The organism is Alcaligenes faecalis (assembly GCF_005311025.1).
In the GTDB taxonomy this organism is placed as follows: Bacteria; Pseudomonadota; Gammaproteobacteria; order Burkholderiales; family Burkholderiaceae_B; genus Alcaligenes; species Alcaligenes phenolicus.
On the sequence record NZ_CP031747.1, the window covers coordinates 4,122,860 to 4,138,108 of the forward strand.

The window sequence follows — 15,249 nt, forward strand, 5'->3', positions numbered from 1 at the left end:
ATAGGCCATGCCTATTTCATGAATTACCCTGAGTGGTCTTGTGGGCGCTTCCAGTTTGGGCTGGAGCGCCCTTTGGTTATGGGGATTGTGAATGTCACCCCAGACTCCTTTTATGACGGCAATGCACACAATGATTTGCCTCGGGCGCTGGACCACGCCCGTCAATTAATCGCCGAAGGCGCAGACATTCTGGATATTGGTGGCGAGTCGACTCGTCCCGGTGCCGAACCCGTTTCCCTGGAACAAGAGCTTGAGCGTGTCATCCCGCTGATCGAGGGCTTGCGCGACAGCGGTGTGGCCTTGTCGGTGGATACGTTCAAGCCTGAGGTCATGCGCGCCAGCCTGGCGGCCGGTGCAGACATGATCAATGACATCTATGCCTTGCGCATGCCCGGTGCCCTCGAGGCCGTCAAGGACTCCAATTGCGGGCTGTGCATCATGCACATGCAAGGTGAGCCCCGGACCATGCAAGAGCAGGTGCACTACGATGATGTGGTCGTTGATGTACGTCATTTTTTGCAACAACGATGTGACGCCATAGTGAGCGCAGGCATTCAATCCGAGCGTATCATGCTGGATCCCGGCTTTGGCTTCGGTAAAACAGCGGCACATAATTATCAGTTGCTACGGGATTTGCAGCAGGCGGCAGTGCCTGGTTACCCCTGGTTGATCGGCTTGTCGCGCAAATCCATGATTGGCCATGTCACGGGGAAACCCGCCAGTGAGCGTTTGATTGGCAGTCTATCGGCAGCCCTTGCCTGCGTGGCACGGGGCGCAAAAATTGTCCGTGTCCATGATGTAGCCGCCACGCGCGAAGCGCTGGATGTGTGGAACGCGGTTGAATGTGGAGTCTCTGAATGAGCGATCGTAAGTATTTCGGCACCGATGGTGTCCGCGGTGAAGTAGGTGGCCCAACGATTAACCCGGAGTTCGCTTTGCGCCTGGGTTACGCTGCCGGGCAGGTTCTGGCTGCCCAGTATGAAGGTACAGGCCGCCCCACCGTGGTGATTGGCAAGGACACCCGTATTTCTGGCTACATGCTGGAATCGGCGCTGGAAGCCGGTTTGTCGGCCGCCGGGATCGATGTATTGCTGGCTGGCCCTGTGCCTACGCCCGCTGTGGCCTATTTGACGCGTACGCTGCGCCTGACGGCCGGTATCGTGATCTCTGCCTCGCACAACCCGTATTACGACAACGGTATCAAGTTCTTTTCCGCACAGGGCACCAAGCTGCCTGACGAGATCGAGCTGAAAATCGAGCAAGCCATTGACCAGCCCATGCACTGGGTGAAGTCCGAGTCCCTGGGCCGCGCCCGTCGTCTGGCTGACTCGGCTGGCCGTTATATTGAATTTTGCAAGAGTGCCTTCCCGAACGACTTGAACCTGAACGGGCTCAAGATTGTTGTGGATGCCGCTCATGGCGCGGCTTACAACATCGCTCCGCACGTGTTCCGCGAATTGGGTGCCGAAGTGGTTGCCGTGGGTGTTCAACCTGATGGGTTCAACATCAATCAGGAAGTGGGCGCGACTTATCCCGAGAAGCTGGCCGAAGAAGTACGCAAGCACGGCGCAGATTTGGGGATTGCGTTGGATGGTGACGCAGACCGTCTGCAAATGGTCGATTCCCAGGGACGCATTTACAATGGCGACGAACTATTGTATCTAATTGTTGCTGATCATCTGCAGACCCAGCCTGTAAAAGGTGTGGTCGGCACGCTGATGACCAACCTGGGTTTCGAGAAGAAAATGCAGGAATTGGGCGTGGAGTTTGCCCGCGCCAAAGTGGGCGACCGTTACGTGCTGGAATTGATGCAGCAAAACGGCTGGGTGTTCGGTGGCGAAAGCTCCGGTCACCTGCTGTGCCTGGACTGGCACACCACAGGCGATGGTATTATTGCCGCCTTGCAAGTGCTGACCGCCCTGTGCCATAGCGGCAAGAGCCTGCCAGAACTGATGGAAGGCCTGAAGATGTACCCGCAAATTATGGTTAACGTGCCATTGCAAGCGGGCCAGGACTGGAAAAACCATGCGGGTTTGCAACAGGCAACCCGTGAAGTGGAGCAAATGTTGGGTGACCGTGGGCGAGTGCTTATTCGTGCATCAGGTACAGAACCCAAGCTGCGCTTGATGGTGGAAGCAGAACAAGCCGATCTGGCTCAAGCAGGCATCGATACCTTGCTTGCAGTGGATTTAATGAAATAGTAATGTGGCTATCAAATACCTGAAACATTGTTTGTGCATGATGCACGAAAGTGTTTGGAGTCATCACGATGCTAAATCTTGAGCGCGAACGTACTGAAGTGGATTGGGCGAATACTTGGGCAGGTCATACCGTTGGAGGCCTGGCCTTGCGCCTGGCTCGTACCCAGGCTGAGCTTGAATGCCTTCAGCGCTTGCGTTTTCAGGTTTTCACCCAGGAAATGAATGCCGTCTTTCCAGACCAGCACAATGGTCTGGATATAGACCGCTTCGACCCCTGGTGCGAGCATTTCATGGTTACCGAACCCGAAGAAAACCGGGTTGTAGGAACCTACCGCTTGCTGACCCCTGAAAATGCCAATAAAGCGGGCGGCTATTACTCAGAGTCCGAATTCGATATCAGCGCCCTGGATGCGCTGCGCCCCAGCCTGGTTGAGGTTGGGCGCTCCTGCATCCATCCCGACTACCGTAATGGCTCGGCCATCATGATGCTGTGGGGTGGCATTGCTGCCCTGACGCGTGTAGGCGGTTACCGTTACCTTCTGGGTTGTGCCAGTGTCAGTTTGCGTGACGATGGCGTCACCGCCGCCGAAGTCTGGCGTGTGGCCCAAAAGTCCATGCAGGACAACAAGCACATTCCGCATGTGCAGCCCTTGAATCGCTATCCGGTTGAACGACTGAACAGCGATTTGCCAGCGCGCATTCCACCGCTGATCAAAGGCTACCTGAAGCTGGGTGCCACGATTTGTGGTGAGCCTGCCTGGGATCCGGACTTCAATACGGCAGACTTTCCTGTCCTGCTGGATCTGGAAGCCATGGACGAGCGCTATAAACGTCACTTTGGCCTGGTCTGATTGCGTATTGCTCAGGCCTGACCAAGTCGGGCCTGAATAGGGCCTGCGAATAAAAAGAACCCCCGAAAGTTGGATTGCCATCCAACTTTCGGGGGTTTTTTAGGTTCTGATGATCTGCTTGGCTTGGCTTGGCTTGGCAGGCTTTGGCGCTGTCAATGAGCGGCTCGGCCAGCTAGCGTCAGCCATACTCCAATCAACGGGCCTGTCAGCAAGGCTATCGGGGCTGTAAGCTGGGTGGAGTGTTTTTCAACAGGCCCACCTGGCCGCTACACGTTCAGCAGGCCTTGTCAGACCAGCTCCAAGCTCAAATCATTGATATCGCTTTGCCAAGCCTGTACTTCAGCCAGCAAGGAGGCCTGGGACAGGGGATGGCTGGCCATCCATTCGTGATCCAGATGAATCATGACGGTTTTGCCACGCGCTTGCAGGCTCAGCGGCAAGGTTTCCCTGTCCTCGCGACGGCGCATCAGCATGACGGCCAGACGCAGGCTCAGCAATGTCAGCCACCAGGCGTTATTGGACTCAAAGCGCTTGAGTTTGCCCAGCTTGCCCTGGTGACCCAGGCTCAGGAAGCTCAACAAGGCTTGGTCGTCGTTGGAAAAACCGGGCATATCGGCATGTTCCAGCACGTAGGCCGTGTGCTTGTGGTAATCCGCATGTGCAATGCTCAGGCCCACTTCATGAAGATCGGCGGCCCAGCCCAATTGACGCTGCAGTTCCTGCACTTCAGGGGTGTCGGGCAGCTTCAGTTGTGCGAAGAACTTCATCGCCGCATCGTGCACACGATGGGCCTGGCGTGTGTCGACCTGATAGCGCTTCATCATTTGCTGAACGGTCTGGTCACGCTGATCGTGTTCCGATTCGCGCCCCAGCATGTCGTAGAGCACACCCACACGCAGTGCGCCTTCACCAGGCAGCATCTGGCGAATCTTCAGCTCCTGGAAGGCGGCCATCATAATGGCCAGACCTGCCGCCAGCACGGGCGCGCGGTGAGGCTTGATACCGCTCAGATTGCGTGTGTCCACCTTGCCATCGTGTACCAGGCGTTTGCGCAGCAATTCCATGCCTTCCAGGGTGATCCCCTTTTTGGACATGCCGTTCTCTTGCAGGATGGCGATCAGACCCTTGGCGGTTCCGGAGGAGCCATACGCTTCCTGCCAGCCCGTTTTGCGGTATTGGCGCGTAATTCCTTCCAGTTCGCGACGAGCCGTCAGGATCGCATTGCTCATGCGCTCTTCGGTGATCACGCCATCGGAGAAAAACTTGTCGGTATAGCTGACACAGCCCATGTAGAGCGAAGACAGCAGCAGAGGTTTGAGGCCCTTGCCAATAATGACTTCGGTCGAACCGCCGCCGATGTCGATCATCAGACGGCGATTGGGGGAGGGGGGCAGCTCGTTGCTGATCCCCGAGAAAATCAGGCGGGCTTCCTCGTGGCCGGAGATGACCTCGATAGGAAAGCCAAAGGCCGCCTCGGCAGCCGGCAGAACCTCGCTTAAATTGCGTGCCACCCGGAAGGTATTGGTGGCCACAGCGCGAACGCGATTGGGGTGAAAACCGGCCAGACGTTCGTTGAAGCGTTTCAGAATGACTACGGCGCGTTCAATGGCATCGGGACTGATGTATTTGTCGGGACCCATGCCAGCGGCGAGTCGGACGGATTCATTCAGGCGGTCAATGGTGTAGATCTGGGCATGACCGTTGTGCTGAACCACTCGTCCAATGGATAAACGAAAGCTGTTGGAGCCCAGGTCCACAGCGGCAAGAAGTTGTTCCATGAGGCATCGCTCGGGATGATTACTGTGCGATTATAAGGACATTAATCATGGGTTTTGTTACATAAACCGGAAAATTAAGAAAAGTTAGACGAAAGCATCTTGGGAAAGGCGATGTGATATTTGCGCTCCTGCCAGGCAGAGCTGTTTTAGACTTGAATTGCTACGGGTCATAGAGCTGTAACATTCATGTAGTAAAAGTCTCACGATCCCATTTTCTTTGGCTTTTTAACGACCTCACCATGCTGCCTTCTCCAGATTCAACCTTGCTAAACCGTGAGTTGTCCTTGCTCAAGTTCAATGAGCGAGTGCTGGCCATGGCCGAAAATTCGACCACGCCTTTGCTGGAGCGCTTGCGCTACATCTGTATCGTGAGCTCTAACCTGGATGAATTCTTTGAAATTCGTATTTCCAGTCTGAAAGAACAGATCTTGCAAAATCCTCATCAAGTGGGGGATGACGGGTTTTTGCCTCAACAAGCGTTTGACAAGGTGCAGGCTGCGGCTCACCAATTGGTCGAGAAACAAAACGACTTGCTGATGGACGAGGTCTTGCCGACCTTGATGGATGAAGGTATAGGTTTGCTGTTGACCGCGCTATGGACACCTGCTCAGCGTGAGTGGGCGTATCAAACTTTTTTGCGTGACGTTATGCCTTTGCTCACGCCTATTGGTCTGGACCCGGCGCATCCCTTTCCGCGCGTCTACAACAAAAGCCTGAACTACATTGTGGAGTTGAGCGGTGAAGATGCCTTCGCCCGCACCGGCACGATTGCCATTGTGCAGGCACCCCGTGCCTTGCCACGTGTGATTCGTGTGCCAGACGATATCGCCGGCATTCCCCAGGGCTATATGCTGCTGACTTCCCTGATCAGCGTTTTTGTGGGCGAGCTTTTTCCCGGCATGGACGTAAAGGGCTGCTATCAGTGGCGCGTTACTCGTAACAGCGATCTGTTTGTGGACGAGGAAGAAGTCACCAACTTGCGCGCCGCCTTGCAGGGCGAGCTGTCGCAACGTAACTTTGGTGCGGCCGTACGTCTGGAAATTGACCGTTCCATGCCCGAGCGCCTGGAGCGCTTTTTGCAAAGCGAGTTTTCGCTGGATGTGCCAGATACTTATCGCGTCAGCGGCCCGGTCAATCTGACGCGCCTGATGCAGCTGTGTAATGTGCCAGACCGTCCGGATCTTCTGTTCCCGGATTACCGTGCGCCTATTCCGGCGCCGTTTGATTCTTCATTTGAATCCCCCGCACAGTTTTTTGAGGCGATTTCCCGCAAAGACCAACTGCTGCACCATCCGTATCAGTCCTTCCAGCCCGTCTTGAGCTTCTTGCGTGCCGCAGCGGCGGACCCGGCCGTCGTCGGTATCAAGCAGACGATTTACCGTACTGGTGAAGATTCGGAGTTGATGAATATCCTCCTGTCGGCGGCGCGTGCTGGCAAAGAGGTAACGGTGGTGGTGGAGCTGATGGCTCGTTTTGATGAGCAGACCAATATCAATTGGGCCGCCAAGCTGGAAGAGGTGGGAGCACACGTCAGTTACGGGGTGGTGGGGCACAAGACCCACGCCAAGATGGCCCTGGTGCTGCGTCGTGAAGGGGGTTCGATCCGGCGTTATGGCCATTTGGGTACGGGTAACTATCACCCGCGCACTGCTCGCCTGTACACGGACTTTGGCCTGATTACCGCTAATCAGGAAATTTGCGAGGACATGGACAAGGTGTTTTCCATGCTGACCGGGCTGGGTGCTTGGCGGCCCCTGAAGCGCTTGCTGCAGTCGCCGTTCACCTTGCATGACAGCATGATGGAACGCATCCAGGCGGAAACCGAGCGCGCCCTGGCAGGCAAGAAAGCCCGCATCATGGCCAAGATGAACTCGCTGCTGGAGCCCAAGATCATTCAGGCGCTTTATGATGCCAGCCAGGCCGGAGTCAGGGTAGACCTGATCGTGCGTGGTGCTTGCGCCTTGCGTCCGGGGGTCAAGGGTTTGTCGGAGAACATCCAGGTACGTTCAATCATCGGACGCTTTCTGGAGCACTCGCGTGTTTTCTATTTCTACAATGGCGGTCAGGAAGAGGTCTTTATTTCCTCGGCCGACTGGATGGACCGCAACTTCTTCCGCCGCGTGGAGCTGGGTGTGCCAGTGCTGGACCGCAGCCTGAAAAAGCGGGTTATTGCCGAAGCCTTCACCTATGCCTTGCGTGACAACCAGTTGTCCTGGAAGGCCAATCCGGATGGCACTTATAACCGCATCCGCAGTCGCGGTGCCCCGTTCAATCTGCATCTGAGCATGATGCAGCGCTTGGGCGGTGTGTGAAATACAGACTGTCATGAACGTGTCATATAGTCTGTTTACTATGACGACACATACAGGGTGGGCCTGTGATCTGACTATCATCAAGAGGATTTCTCGATGTTAAAACGTGTATTCAACAAGGTAAGTATTGCTCTGGCGTTCAGCGCTTTTGCGGCTACTGCCACAGCTGCAGACGTAACCGGTGCTGGTGCGTCGTTCCCTTACCCAATCTATGCCAAATGGGCGGCTGAATACGCCAAACAAACGAATAACCGCGTCAACTACCAGTCGATTGGTTCGGGTGGTGGTCAGCAGCAGATTATTGCCAAGACCGTGGATTTCGGTGCTTCGGACGACCCAATGAAGGTCGAAACACTGGAAAAAGAAAACCTGTTGCAGTTCCCCGCCGTGATCGGTGGTGTGGTGCCTGTGATCAACGTCGAAGGCATTGAGCCTGGCAAGCTGAAACTGTCCGGTAAAGTACTGGGCGATATCTACCTGGCCAAGATCACCAAGTGGGACGATGCAGCCATCAAGGAACTGAACCCCGATTTGACCTTGCCTAACAAGGACATCGTGGTGGTTCACCGCTCCGACGGTTCGGGCACCACTTTCGGTTGGACCAACTACCTGTCCAAAGTGTCCCCAGACTGGAAGTCCCAGGTTGGTGAAGGCAAGGCTGTGAAGTGGCCTACCGGTCAAGGTGGCAAGGGTAACGAAGGCGTGGCTGCTTACGTACGTCAGCTGCAGAACTCGATCGGCTACGTTGAATACGCTTACGCCAAGCAAAATAAACTGTCCTGGACCCAGTTGCAGAACAAGGACGGCCAATTCGTCCAGCCTGGTCAGGAAAGCTTTGCTGCCGCCGCTGCCAACGCAGACTGGGCCGGTACGCCTGGCATGGGCGTGATTCTGACCGAAGAGCCTGGCGCACAGTCCTGGCCTATCACTTCGGCTACCTTCATCCTGATGCACAAGGTGCAGGACAAGCCCGAGAACGGTAAAGAAGTGCTGAACTTCTTTAACTGGGCCTTCGAGAACGGTGCCAAATCTGCTGAAGAGCTGGATTACGTTGCGTTGCCTAAGGACGTAACCGACCAGATCAAGGCGGCCTGGGCCTCGGAGATCAAGTCCAAAGACGGCGCTGCGGTCTGGAAGTAAGATTCGTGTTCAAATACAGGTCAGTTGTAAATTGATCCTGCGAGACGGCCCACCTCTAGGTGGTGCCGTCTTTATTATGTAAAAATTACGGTTTTGTCTTGAACGCACAGCGCGTAGCGTTATCCGGTTTGTTGGGCTGGAGCAGCCTTGGCTGTTACAGAATCTGTGAATCGGTTGCAGTGCGTTCGTCCTATTCCGGCCTGACCCTTCATCTGTCTACATGAAATCAAATCAGAACGCCTTTATGGACGGCATTTTCAAGAACATGACACGCTCGTTTGCGTTTCTCGTGTTCATATTGCTGGCTGCCATCTCTATTTCCCTGATCTATGGAAGCCGGGAATCCATTGCCGAATACGGTTTCTCTTTTCTCTGGACGAATAACTGGGATCCGGTCAATAACGAATATGGTGCATTGGTGCCCATTGCCGGTACCTTGCTGACTTCTTTCATCGCACTCTGTATTGCCGTGCCGGTCTCGTTTGGCATTGCGATGTTCCTGACAGAGCTCTCGCCAGCCTGGTTGCGTCGCCCTCTGGGTACGGCCATTGAAATGCTGGCTGCGATTCCCTCCATTATTTACGGTATGTGGGGCCTGTTTGTTTTTGTGCCCCTGTTCCAGCGCTATGTACAGCCTGGCCTGATCTCCTTTTTTGACGGGGTGCCAGTGCTGGGTCAGATCTTTGCGGGCCCTCCCTTCGGGATTGGTGTGTTCACCGCCGGTCTGATTCTGTCCATTATGGTGATCCCCTTTATTACCGCCGTGATGCGCGACGTGTTCGAGCTGGTGCCTCCCATGCTCAAAGAGTCCGCATACGGTCTGGGCAGCACGACCTGGGAAGTGATGTGGCGTGTGGTGCTGCCTTTCACCAAGAACGGGGTGATTGGCGGGATCATGTTGGGTCTGGGACGTGCGCTGGGTGAAACCATGGCTGTCACCTTTGTGATTGGTAACTCCTTTAACTTGCCAAGCTCGCTGTTTTCGCCCTCGAACTCGATTGCGTCTGCACTGGCCAACGAGTTTAACGAAGCCGGTGGCATGCAGAAATCCGCCTTGCTGGAGCTGGGTCTGATCCTGTTCCTGATCACCACGGTTGTATTGGCGATCTCCAAGTTGCTCTTGTTGCGTCTGGCCAAGAACGAAGGCACGTCGCGCTAAGGATCACCTACCATGTTTGATAAAAAATCCGCAATTAGTCTGAGCAACCCGATTTACAAACGCAGGCAGGTGTTTAACCGCCTGATGCTGGGTGTGTCTTTTACTGCCTTGATCTTCGGCCTGTTCTGGCTGTTCTGGATCATCTGGACCCTGATTGAAAAGGGTAGCAGTGCCATGGCCTGGTCCCTGCTGTTTGAAAGCACCCCGCCTCCTGGTGGTGAGGGTGGTTTGCTGAACGCCATTGTTGGCAGTGTCATGATGGCTGGCGTCGGTACCCTGATCGGTACGCCTATCGGCATTCTGGCCGGCACCTATCTGGCCGAATACGGTCAGCGTGGCTGGCTGGCTCCGGCCACCCGCTTTTTGAACGACGTGCTGTTGTCGGCACCGTCCATCATTATTGGTCTGTTCATTTATGCCGTGTATGTGGCACAGGTGGGTCACTATTCGGGTTGGGCCGGTTCCTTGGCTTTGGCTATTTTGGTGATCCCCGTGGTGGTACGTTCCACAGACAATATGTTGATGCTGGTTCCCAACGGTCTGCGCGAAGCCGCGGCGGCTCTGGGCTGCCCTAAGTGGAAGATTGTGATGTCCATCTCCTACCGTGCTGCCTTGCCCGGTATCGTGACGGGCGTTCTGCTGGCTGTGGCTCGTATTGCGGGTGAAACGGCTCCCTTGTTGTTCACCGCCTTGAACAACCAGTTCATGTCCCTGAACATGAACGCGCCGCTGGCCAACTTGCCGGTGGTGATTTTCCAATATGCTGCCAGCCCCTTTGAGGACTGGAACCGTCTGGCCTGGGCAGGTGCGGTGCTGATTACCTTGCTGGTCTTGGGTATCAATATCCTGGCTCGCAGCCTTTTCCGCCAAAAATAACGTTTTCACGGAGCGCCCTAGTCGGCCAACGCTATGAGTCAAATTATTACCTCCGACGAATCGACCAAGATTGAAATCCGCAACCTGAATTTCTTCTATGGCAAATTCCATGCCCTGCGCAATGTGAACATGTCTATCAAGGAAAAGAAGGTCACGGCCTTTATCGGACCATCCGGTTGCGGTAAATCCACCTTGCTGCGCACGCTGAACCGCATGTACGAGCTGTACCCCGGCCAGCGCGCTGAAGGTGAAATCCTGCTGGACAATGAGAACCTGCTGACGTCCAAGCAGGACATTTCCCTGATCCGCGCCAAAGTGGGCATGGTGTTCCAGAAACCGACACCGTTCCCCATGAGCATTTATGACAACGTGGCCTTTGGCGTGCGTTTGTTCGAGCGCCTGAGCAAAGGTGAGATGGACGAGCGCGTGGAGTGGGCCTTGTCCAAAGCCGCGCTGTGGAACGAAGTGAAAGACAAGCTGCACCAAAGCGGTAACGGCCTGTCCGGTGGTCAGCAACAGCGTCTGTGTATTGCCCGTGGTGTGGCGATCAAACCCGAAGTTCTGCTGCTGGACGAGCCTTGCTCGGCACTGGACCCGATTTCCACGGCCAAGATTGAAGAGCTGATTGCTGAACTGAAAGCGGATTACACCGTGGTGATCGTGACCCACAACATGCAGCAAGCGGCACGTTGCTCGGATTACACCGCCTATATGTATCTGGGCGAGTTGATGGAGTTTGGTGAAACTGACCAGATCTTCGTGAAGCCCGCTCGCAAGGAAACCGAAGACTACATCACGGGTCGTTTCGGTTAATCAGACGGATGCGGGCAGAGCGGCCTTGCAGTGCTTTGCCTGGAGTTTGAATAAAGCCATACCCCCACATCGGGACAGTCGTTCCTGTGTGGCACACACCCCAATCGCTGGATTTACGTCCAAGGATTGGGGTGTTTTTTTATCCATTGGGGCGGCGATACAGTGTTGGCTCCAGTAAAGGGAGTAGCGACGGCCTTGTGTTGTGCGGGTGCCGCCTGCAGCTAGTGCCTTTACTGGCTCAATTTGCGTAAAGCATGACGTATGACTTTGCCGGTGGTTGTCATGGGCAGGGCATCGACAAACTCAATCAGCCGTGGGTACTCATGTGCAGCCACCCGGCGTTTGATGTGCTCCTGAATCTCCTTGACCAGTTCCTGGGACGGTTCGATATCCTCCTTCAGCACCACAAAAGCTTTCACGACTTCGGTGCGTTCGGGGTCGGGGACACCGATCACTGCCGCCATGGCGACAGCGGGATGCCCCATCAGGCCATCCTCAATCGGGCCGGGCCCAATGCGGTAGCCGGAGCTGGTGATGACATCATCATCGCGGCCTACGAACTGGATATAGCCATCCTCGTCCTGCATGCCTTTGTCGCCAGTCAGCAGCCAGTCACCCACAAATTTCTCGCGAGTGGCTTCAGGCCGCTGCCAGTAACCCAGGAACATAACCGGATCGGGGGACTGCACGGCAATATGGCCTTCGATGCCGGGTTTCTGAGTTTGCCCCTGATCATCCACAATCGCGACCTTGTGACCAGGCACGGCCTTGCCGATCTTGCCCGCCTGGCCCGGAAACCAAGCCGAGCAAGAGGACACGATCATGTTGCACTCGGTTTGTCCGTAGAACTCGTTGATGGTGATGCCCAGTTCCTGCTTCGCCCAATCCAGCAGCTGTGCGCCTAGTGACTCCCCGCCACTGGCAATGGATTGCAGCCTCAAAGGCCATTGCTCGCGTGACCATTGGCTGCGACGCAGCATTTTCAGGGCAGTAGGGGGCAGGAAGGTATGCGTGACACCGTGCTCGGACATCAGTTTCCAGGTAGCCTCGGCATCGAATTTGGGGGAGCGGTAGGCCAGCACGGGTATGCCGTGATGCCAGGCCGGTAGCAGCACATCCAGCAAGCCGCCAATCCAGGCCCAGTCGGCGGGCGTCCACATCAGGCCTTCGCCTGTGGGCAGGAAGTTGTGCGACATCTCTACGCCCGGCAGATGCCCCAGCAGCACGCGGTGGGCATGTAGAGCACCTTTGGCCGAACCTGTGGTGCCGGAGGTATAGATCAGCACGGCAGGGTCGTCTGCGCGGGTGTTCAATGTGCGCGGTGCCGGTTCGGGGTGGGCGGCAATGGCTTGCCATAAGGAAAGTGCATCGCCCTGATCCTGCTGGCTGTCACTTTGGTAAAGATGTTTGAGCTGTGGCAGGTGCTCGCGCAAGGGCAACACCGTCTCCAGGCCTTGTTGATCGGTAATCAAGGTGCTGGCACCGGAATCATTCAGCCTGTAGCGCAGCGCGTCCGTGCCAAACAGGGTGAACAAGGGCATGGCAATGGCGCCAATCTTGTAGGTCGCCAAATGCGCCAGCGCCGTTTCAAGTCCTTGAGCCAGAAAGATGGCGATACGGTCGCCTGCCTGAATACCCTGGGCTTGCCAGGCAGCCGCTAAAGAATCGGACCAGGCTTTGAGCTGATCGAAGGTGTAGCGCTTGATCTGACCATCGGGCAATTGCTGGATCAGGGCCAGACGCCCGGACCCGTCAGCCCATTTGTCGCAGGTGTCGTGAGCGATGTTGTAGTGCTCGGGGATGGACCAGTGAAATTCCGAGTAGCTTTGTGAGTAAACCGAATCAGCAGACAGCATGAGAGACACTTTTCCCAAAGGTGAAACAGACTCCCATCCTAACGCCTTGAGCGGGATGACCCTATCCGGGCTAATCAGTAGAAAAGAAAAACGGCGCTGGGGGGGCGCCGTTTTTCGTCCTGCTACCGACTTCTACTGCTAAAACAACTGCGTGTTGTCACTGCTACTGCTTGCGAACATCAACTGCTTAGGGGAAAGTGATGTGATGATCAGGACTTGGTGGCCTCTTTCGTGGCGCTGTCACGTTGTTGATCGTGACCGGAGCGGTGGCCGCGACGATGCTGACCGTCGTTCTTGCGCTCTACAACCGTAAACTCGCCATTGGCACCCTCGGAACGGACACGTACAACCTTGCCGTCCTTATCAACCACCATGGCCATGATGTTGTCGCCTCGCTGATGCAGGCTGCCCACTTTGGTGTAGCCGGCATCTTTCAGGCGCTGGTAGGCGGGACCGATATCGGTGACTTGATCAGCGGTCAGCGGTTTGTGGTCGCGGGCCTGACGGGCTTGTTTCTGCGTGCTCTGTGTTTGGGCTGCGCTTGTGGCTTCCTGTGCAATGGCAGCGGTGCCACCCAACAGACTTGCGCTCAATACCAGGGCAGAAAAGAGGGAAGTGCGTTTCATGTATAGCTCCTTCATGTAATCAAAAAGTGGTGCTGTCAGATTCCTGGGTAGCTTCCTTTTGAGGTGGGAAGGTTTGTTTGTCCTGTCAGCCTGGTGCCCATTATGGACAGGTGGCTCTGAATCTAAACTGAAGCCGCTGTTCATGTTATGTTCATCCGCAGCTTGCTATATAAGGGGGAGTGATCGTTTGATCCCTCTTTTTTTCTGCACGTACCGATTCTTATGACGTCCATTAAACAATCCGCCTTGCTGATGAGTTTGGCCGCCGTTTTGACGGCGGTGATGCCATTGGCACTGGCCCATTCTCACGATTACCCTGACTGCGGCAGCAAAAAGCAGAAGGGTGATTCGTCGTGGGACTGGGATCAGCGTTCGGATTGGTCTGGACATGATTACCTCGGGGACGATGACTGTTTTCGTCGTTTGCCCCCTCCGCCGCCTCCACCCGAAGGGAAGGGAAGGGAGGAGGGGCTTTGGCTGAGGCTGAATGTTCTCGGGGTTTAGGGGGGCAGAAGAGCAGAACGATATGCGTTTAGGAAACGCAGAGGAGCAAGGCACGAGGCCCTGTTTGGTCAAAGAGCCCGTAAGAGATTGGTAGATAAAAAGCCGTTGTGAGCCGTTCAGTCGGCCTGCTGGGGTGTCGGGGCGGATCAGAGTACTTGCCGCGGGCAGGAGATAGCGTAGGGGTGCAAGCATCCTGCTGTTTGAACCCGACGCTTGTACTTGGTCCGGGGGACCAAGTACCGGGTGAGTTCAGGATGCGCCCGTAGCTATCTCCTGACAAGGGCACCGGTGCGCAGCACCGGCAAGTGCTCAGCCCGGACACCCCAGCAGGCCGACTGAATGGCGTTTTCACAGAGACTTCTTGTACCCCGGTCCCCTGATTAACCTTAACTCCCTCCAGGCTTGATAGGCCCCCAGAACCTGCGCTACCAGCCCTAAAGCCTCATATCTCTGACGTTGCGCCAGGCATCAGACCTTTGCCCCAATAAATAAGCAAAAAAAAGCACCCCTCAACAAAGAAGGGTGCTCAAAGGAATCAGAAGACCTTCTGACTCAAGTGGCTCGGAAACAGCACACAAAAAACAGTTTTAAAACCAGAAGCAAACCCCGGACTTAGACCGGAAACACCAGATCATTCGCCAGGATGGAGGTATCAAAAATCACCTGACGCTCCTTGAGCATCAACCGACCGTCCACACGCGTGAAGGTATCGAAATAATTACCCACAAGATGCACCGTGGAAGGCCCTTCCACCAAAGTCTGCATCAGCATGAAATTGCCTTCAGCCTCAATGTCGCCATTGTCAGCCTCGCTGATCACGCGCACATCCGTGACCAGATGCAGCATGTAGCGCGGGGCATACATTTGCGTGCGGGCAATGGCCACCGCACGATCGTGCATCATGTCGCGCCCTTCGGCATAGACCAGACCTACCGGCAAATTCAGATCCGCGTTCTCGCGAGAAGTGACTCGGTAAACCGCGTCCTCCACAAAAAACATGGGCCAGTCCTCAACATTGCCACGATCCAAAGTGGCACAGTACTCGGCATTGAAAAGCTCAATTTCCGCCTTCAAGGCCAAAGCACGCTCAACCGAAACCTGGGCGGGTTTGAAAGAAAAATCCATTTTCATAA

General features: G+C 55.5%; 12 protein-coding genes. 8 read left to right on the top strand and 4 right to left on the bottom strand.

From position 1 onward, the window contains the following. Positions 1-18: 18 nt before the first annotated feature. The 3 genes from folP (at position 19) to D0C27_RS18875 (ending at position 3,052) form a co-directional block, all read left to right on the top strand. Positions 19-861, top strand: a complete 843-nt coding sequence (gene folP, locus D0C27_RS18865; protein ID WP_060185653.1) for a dihydropteroate synthase — start codon at positions 19-21, stop codon at positions 859-861. Further along, the gene (gene glmM, locus D0C27_RS18870) at positions 858-2,201 is read left to right on the top strand and encodes a phosphoglucosamine mutase (protein ID WP_009463095.1); all 1,344 of its coding nucleotides are present in this window, start codon (positions 858-860) and stop codon (positions 2,199-2,201) included. Before folP ends, glmM begins: the two co-directional genes overlap by 4 nt. A 68-nt stretch (positions 2,202-2,269) precedes the next feature. Further along, positions 2,270-3,052, top strand: a complete 783-nt coding sequence (locus D0C27_RS18875; RefSeq protein ID WP_009463097.1) for a GNAT family N-acetyltransferase — start codon at positions 2,270-2,272, stop codon at positions 3,050-3,052. Between the two features lie 287 nt (positions 3,053-3,339). Here the strand turns inward: D0C27_RS18875 and D0C27_RS18880 are convergent, their stop codons facing one another. Next, complete coding sequence (locus tag D0C27_RS18880; protein WP_026485250.1) at positions 3,340-4,830, bottom strand: Ppx/GppA phosphatase family protein; 1,491 nt, start codon at positions 4,828-4,830, stop codon at positions 3,340-3,342. 239 nt (positions 4,831-5,069) lie between these two features. Between D0C27_RS18880 and ppk1 the strand changes: the two genes are divergently transcribed. The 5 genes from ppk1 (at position 5,070) to pstB (ending at position 11,130) form a co-directional block, all read left to right on the top strand. After that, positions 5,070-7,142, top strand: a complete 2,073-nt coding sequence (gene ppk1 / locus D0C27_RS18885; RefSeq protein ID WP_115634133.1) for a polyphosphate kinase 1 — start codon at positions 5,070-5,072, stop codon at positions 7,140-7,142. Positions 7,143-7,238: 96 nt separating this feature from the next. After that, entirely contained in the window at positions 7,239-8,282 is a 1,044-nt protein-coding gene (gene pstS / locus D0C27_RS18890) for a phosphate ABC transporter substrate-binding protein PstS (RefSeq protein WP_035270965.1), read from the top strand. Positions 8,283-8,502: 220 nt separating this feature from the next. Further along, positions 8,503-9,441: a phosphate ABC transporter permease subunit PstC gene (gene pstC, locus D0C27_RS18895; protein ID WP_026485253.1), complete on the top strand. Its 939-nt coding sequence runs from the start codon at positions 8,503-8,505 to the stop codon at positions 9,439-9,441. 12 nt (positions 9,442-9,453) lie between these two features. Next, entirely contained in the window at positions 9,454-10,317 is an 864-nt protein-coding gene (gene pstA / locus D0C27_RS18900; protein ID WP_022983498.1) for a phosphate ABC transporter permease PstA, read from the top strand. 33 nt (positions 10,318-10,350) lie between these two features. Further along, a complete protein-coding gene (gene pstB, locus D0C27_RS18905) occupies positions 10,351-11,130 on the top strand; it encodes a phosphate ABC transporter ATP-binding protein PstB (RefSeq protein ID WP_009463840.1) in 780 nt (259 codons plus the stop codon). Positions 11,131-11,360: 230 nt separating this feature from the next. Here pstB and D0C27_RS18910 read toward each other — a convergent pair whose 3' ends face one another. The 3 genes from D0C27_RS18910 to D0C27_RS18920 all read right to left on the bottom strand — a co-directional run bounded on the left by D0C27_RS18910 (position 11,361) and on the right by D0C27_RS18920 (position 15,247). Next, on the bottom strand, positions 11,361-12,986 hold the full coding sequence (locus tag D0C27_RS18910; protein ID WP_137431450.1) for an acyl-CoA synthetase: 1,626 nt from the start codon (positions 12,984-12,986) through the stop codon (positions 11,361-11,363). Positions 12,987-13,195: 209 nt separating this feature from the next. After that, entirely contained in the window at positions 13,196-13,612 is a 417-nt protein-coding gene (locus D0C27_RS18915) for a hypothetical protein (protein WP_035270962.1), read from the bottom strand. Between the two features lie 1,116 nt (positions 13,613-14,728). Further along, complete coding sequence (locus tag D0C27_RS18920) at positions 14,729-15,247, bottom strand: aromatic-ring-hydroxylating dioxygenase subunit beta (protein ID WP_009460849.1); 519 nt, start codon at positions 15,245-15,247, stop codon at positions 14,729-14,731. Positions 15,248-15,249: the final 2 nt, after the last annotated feature.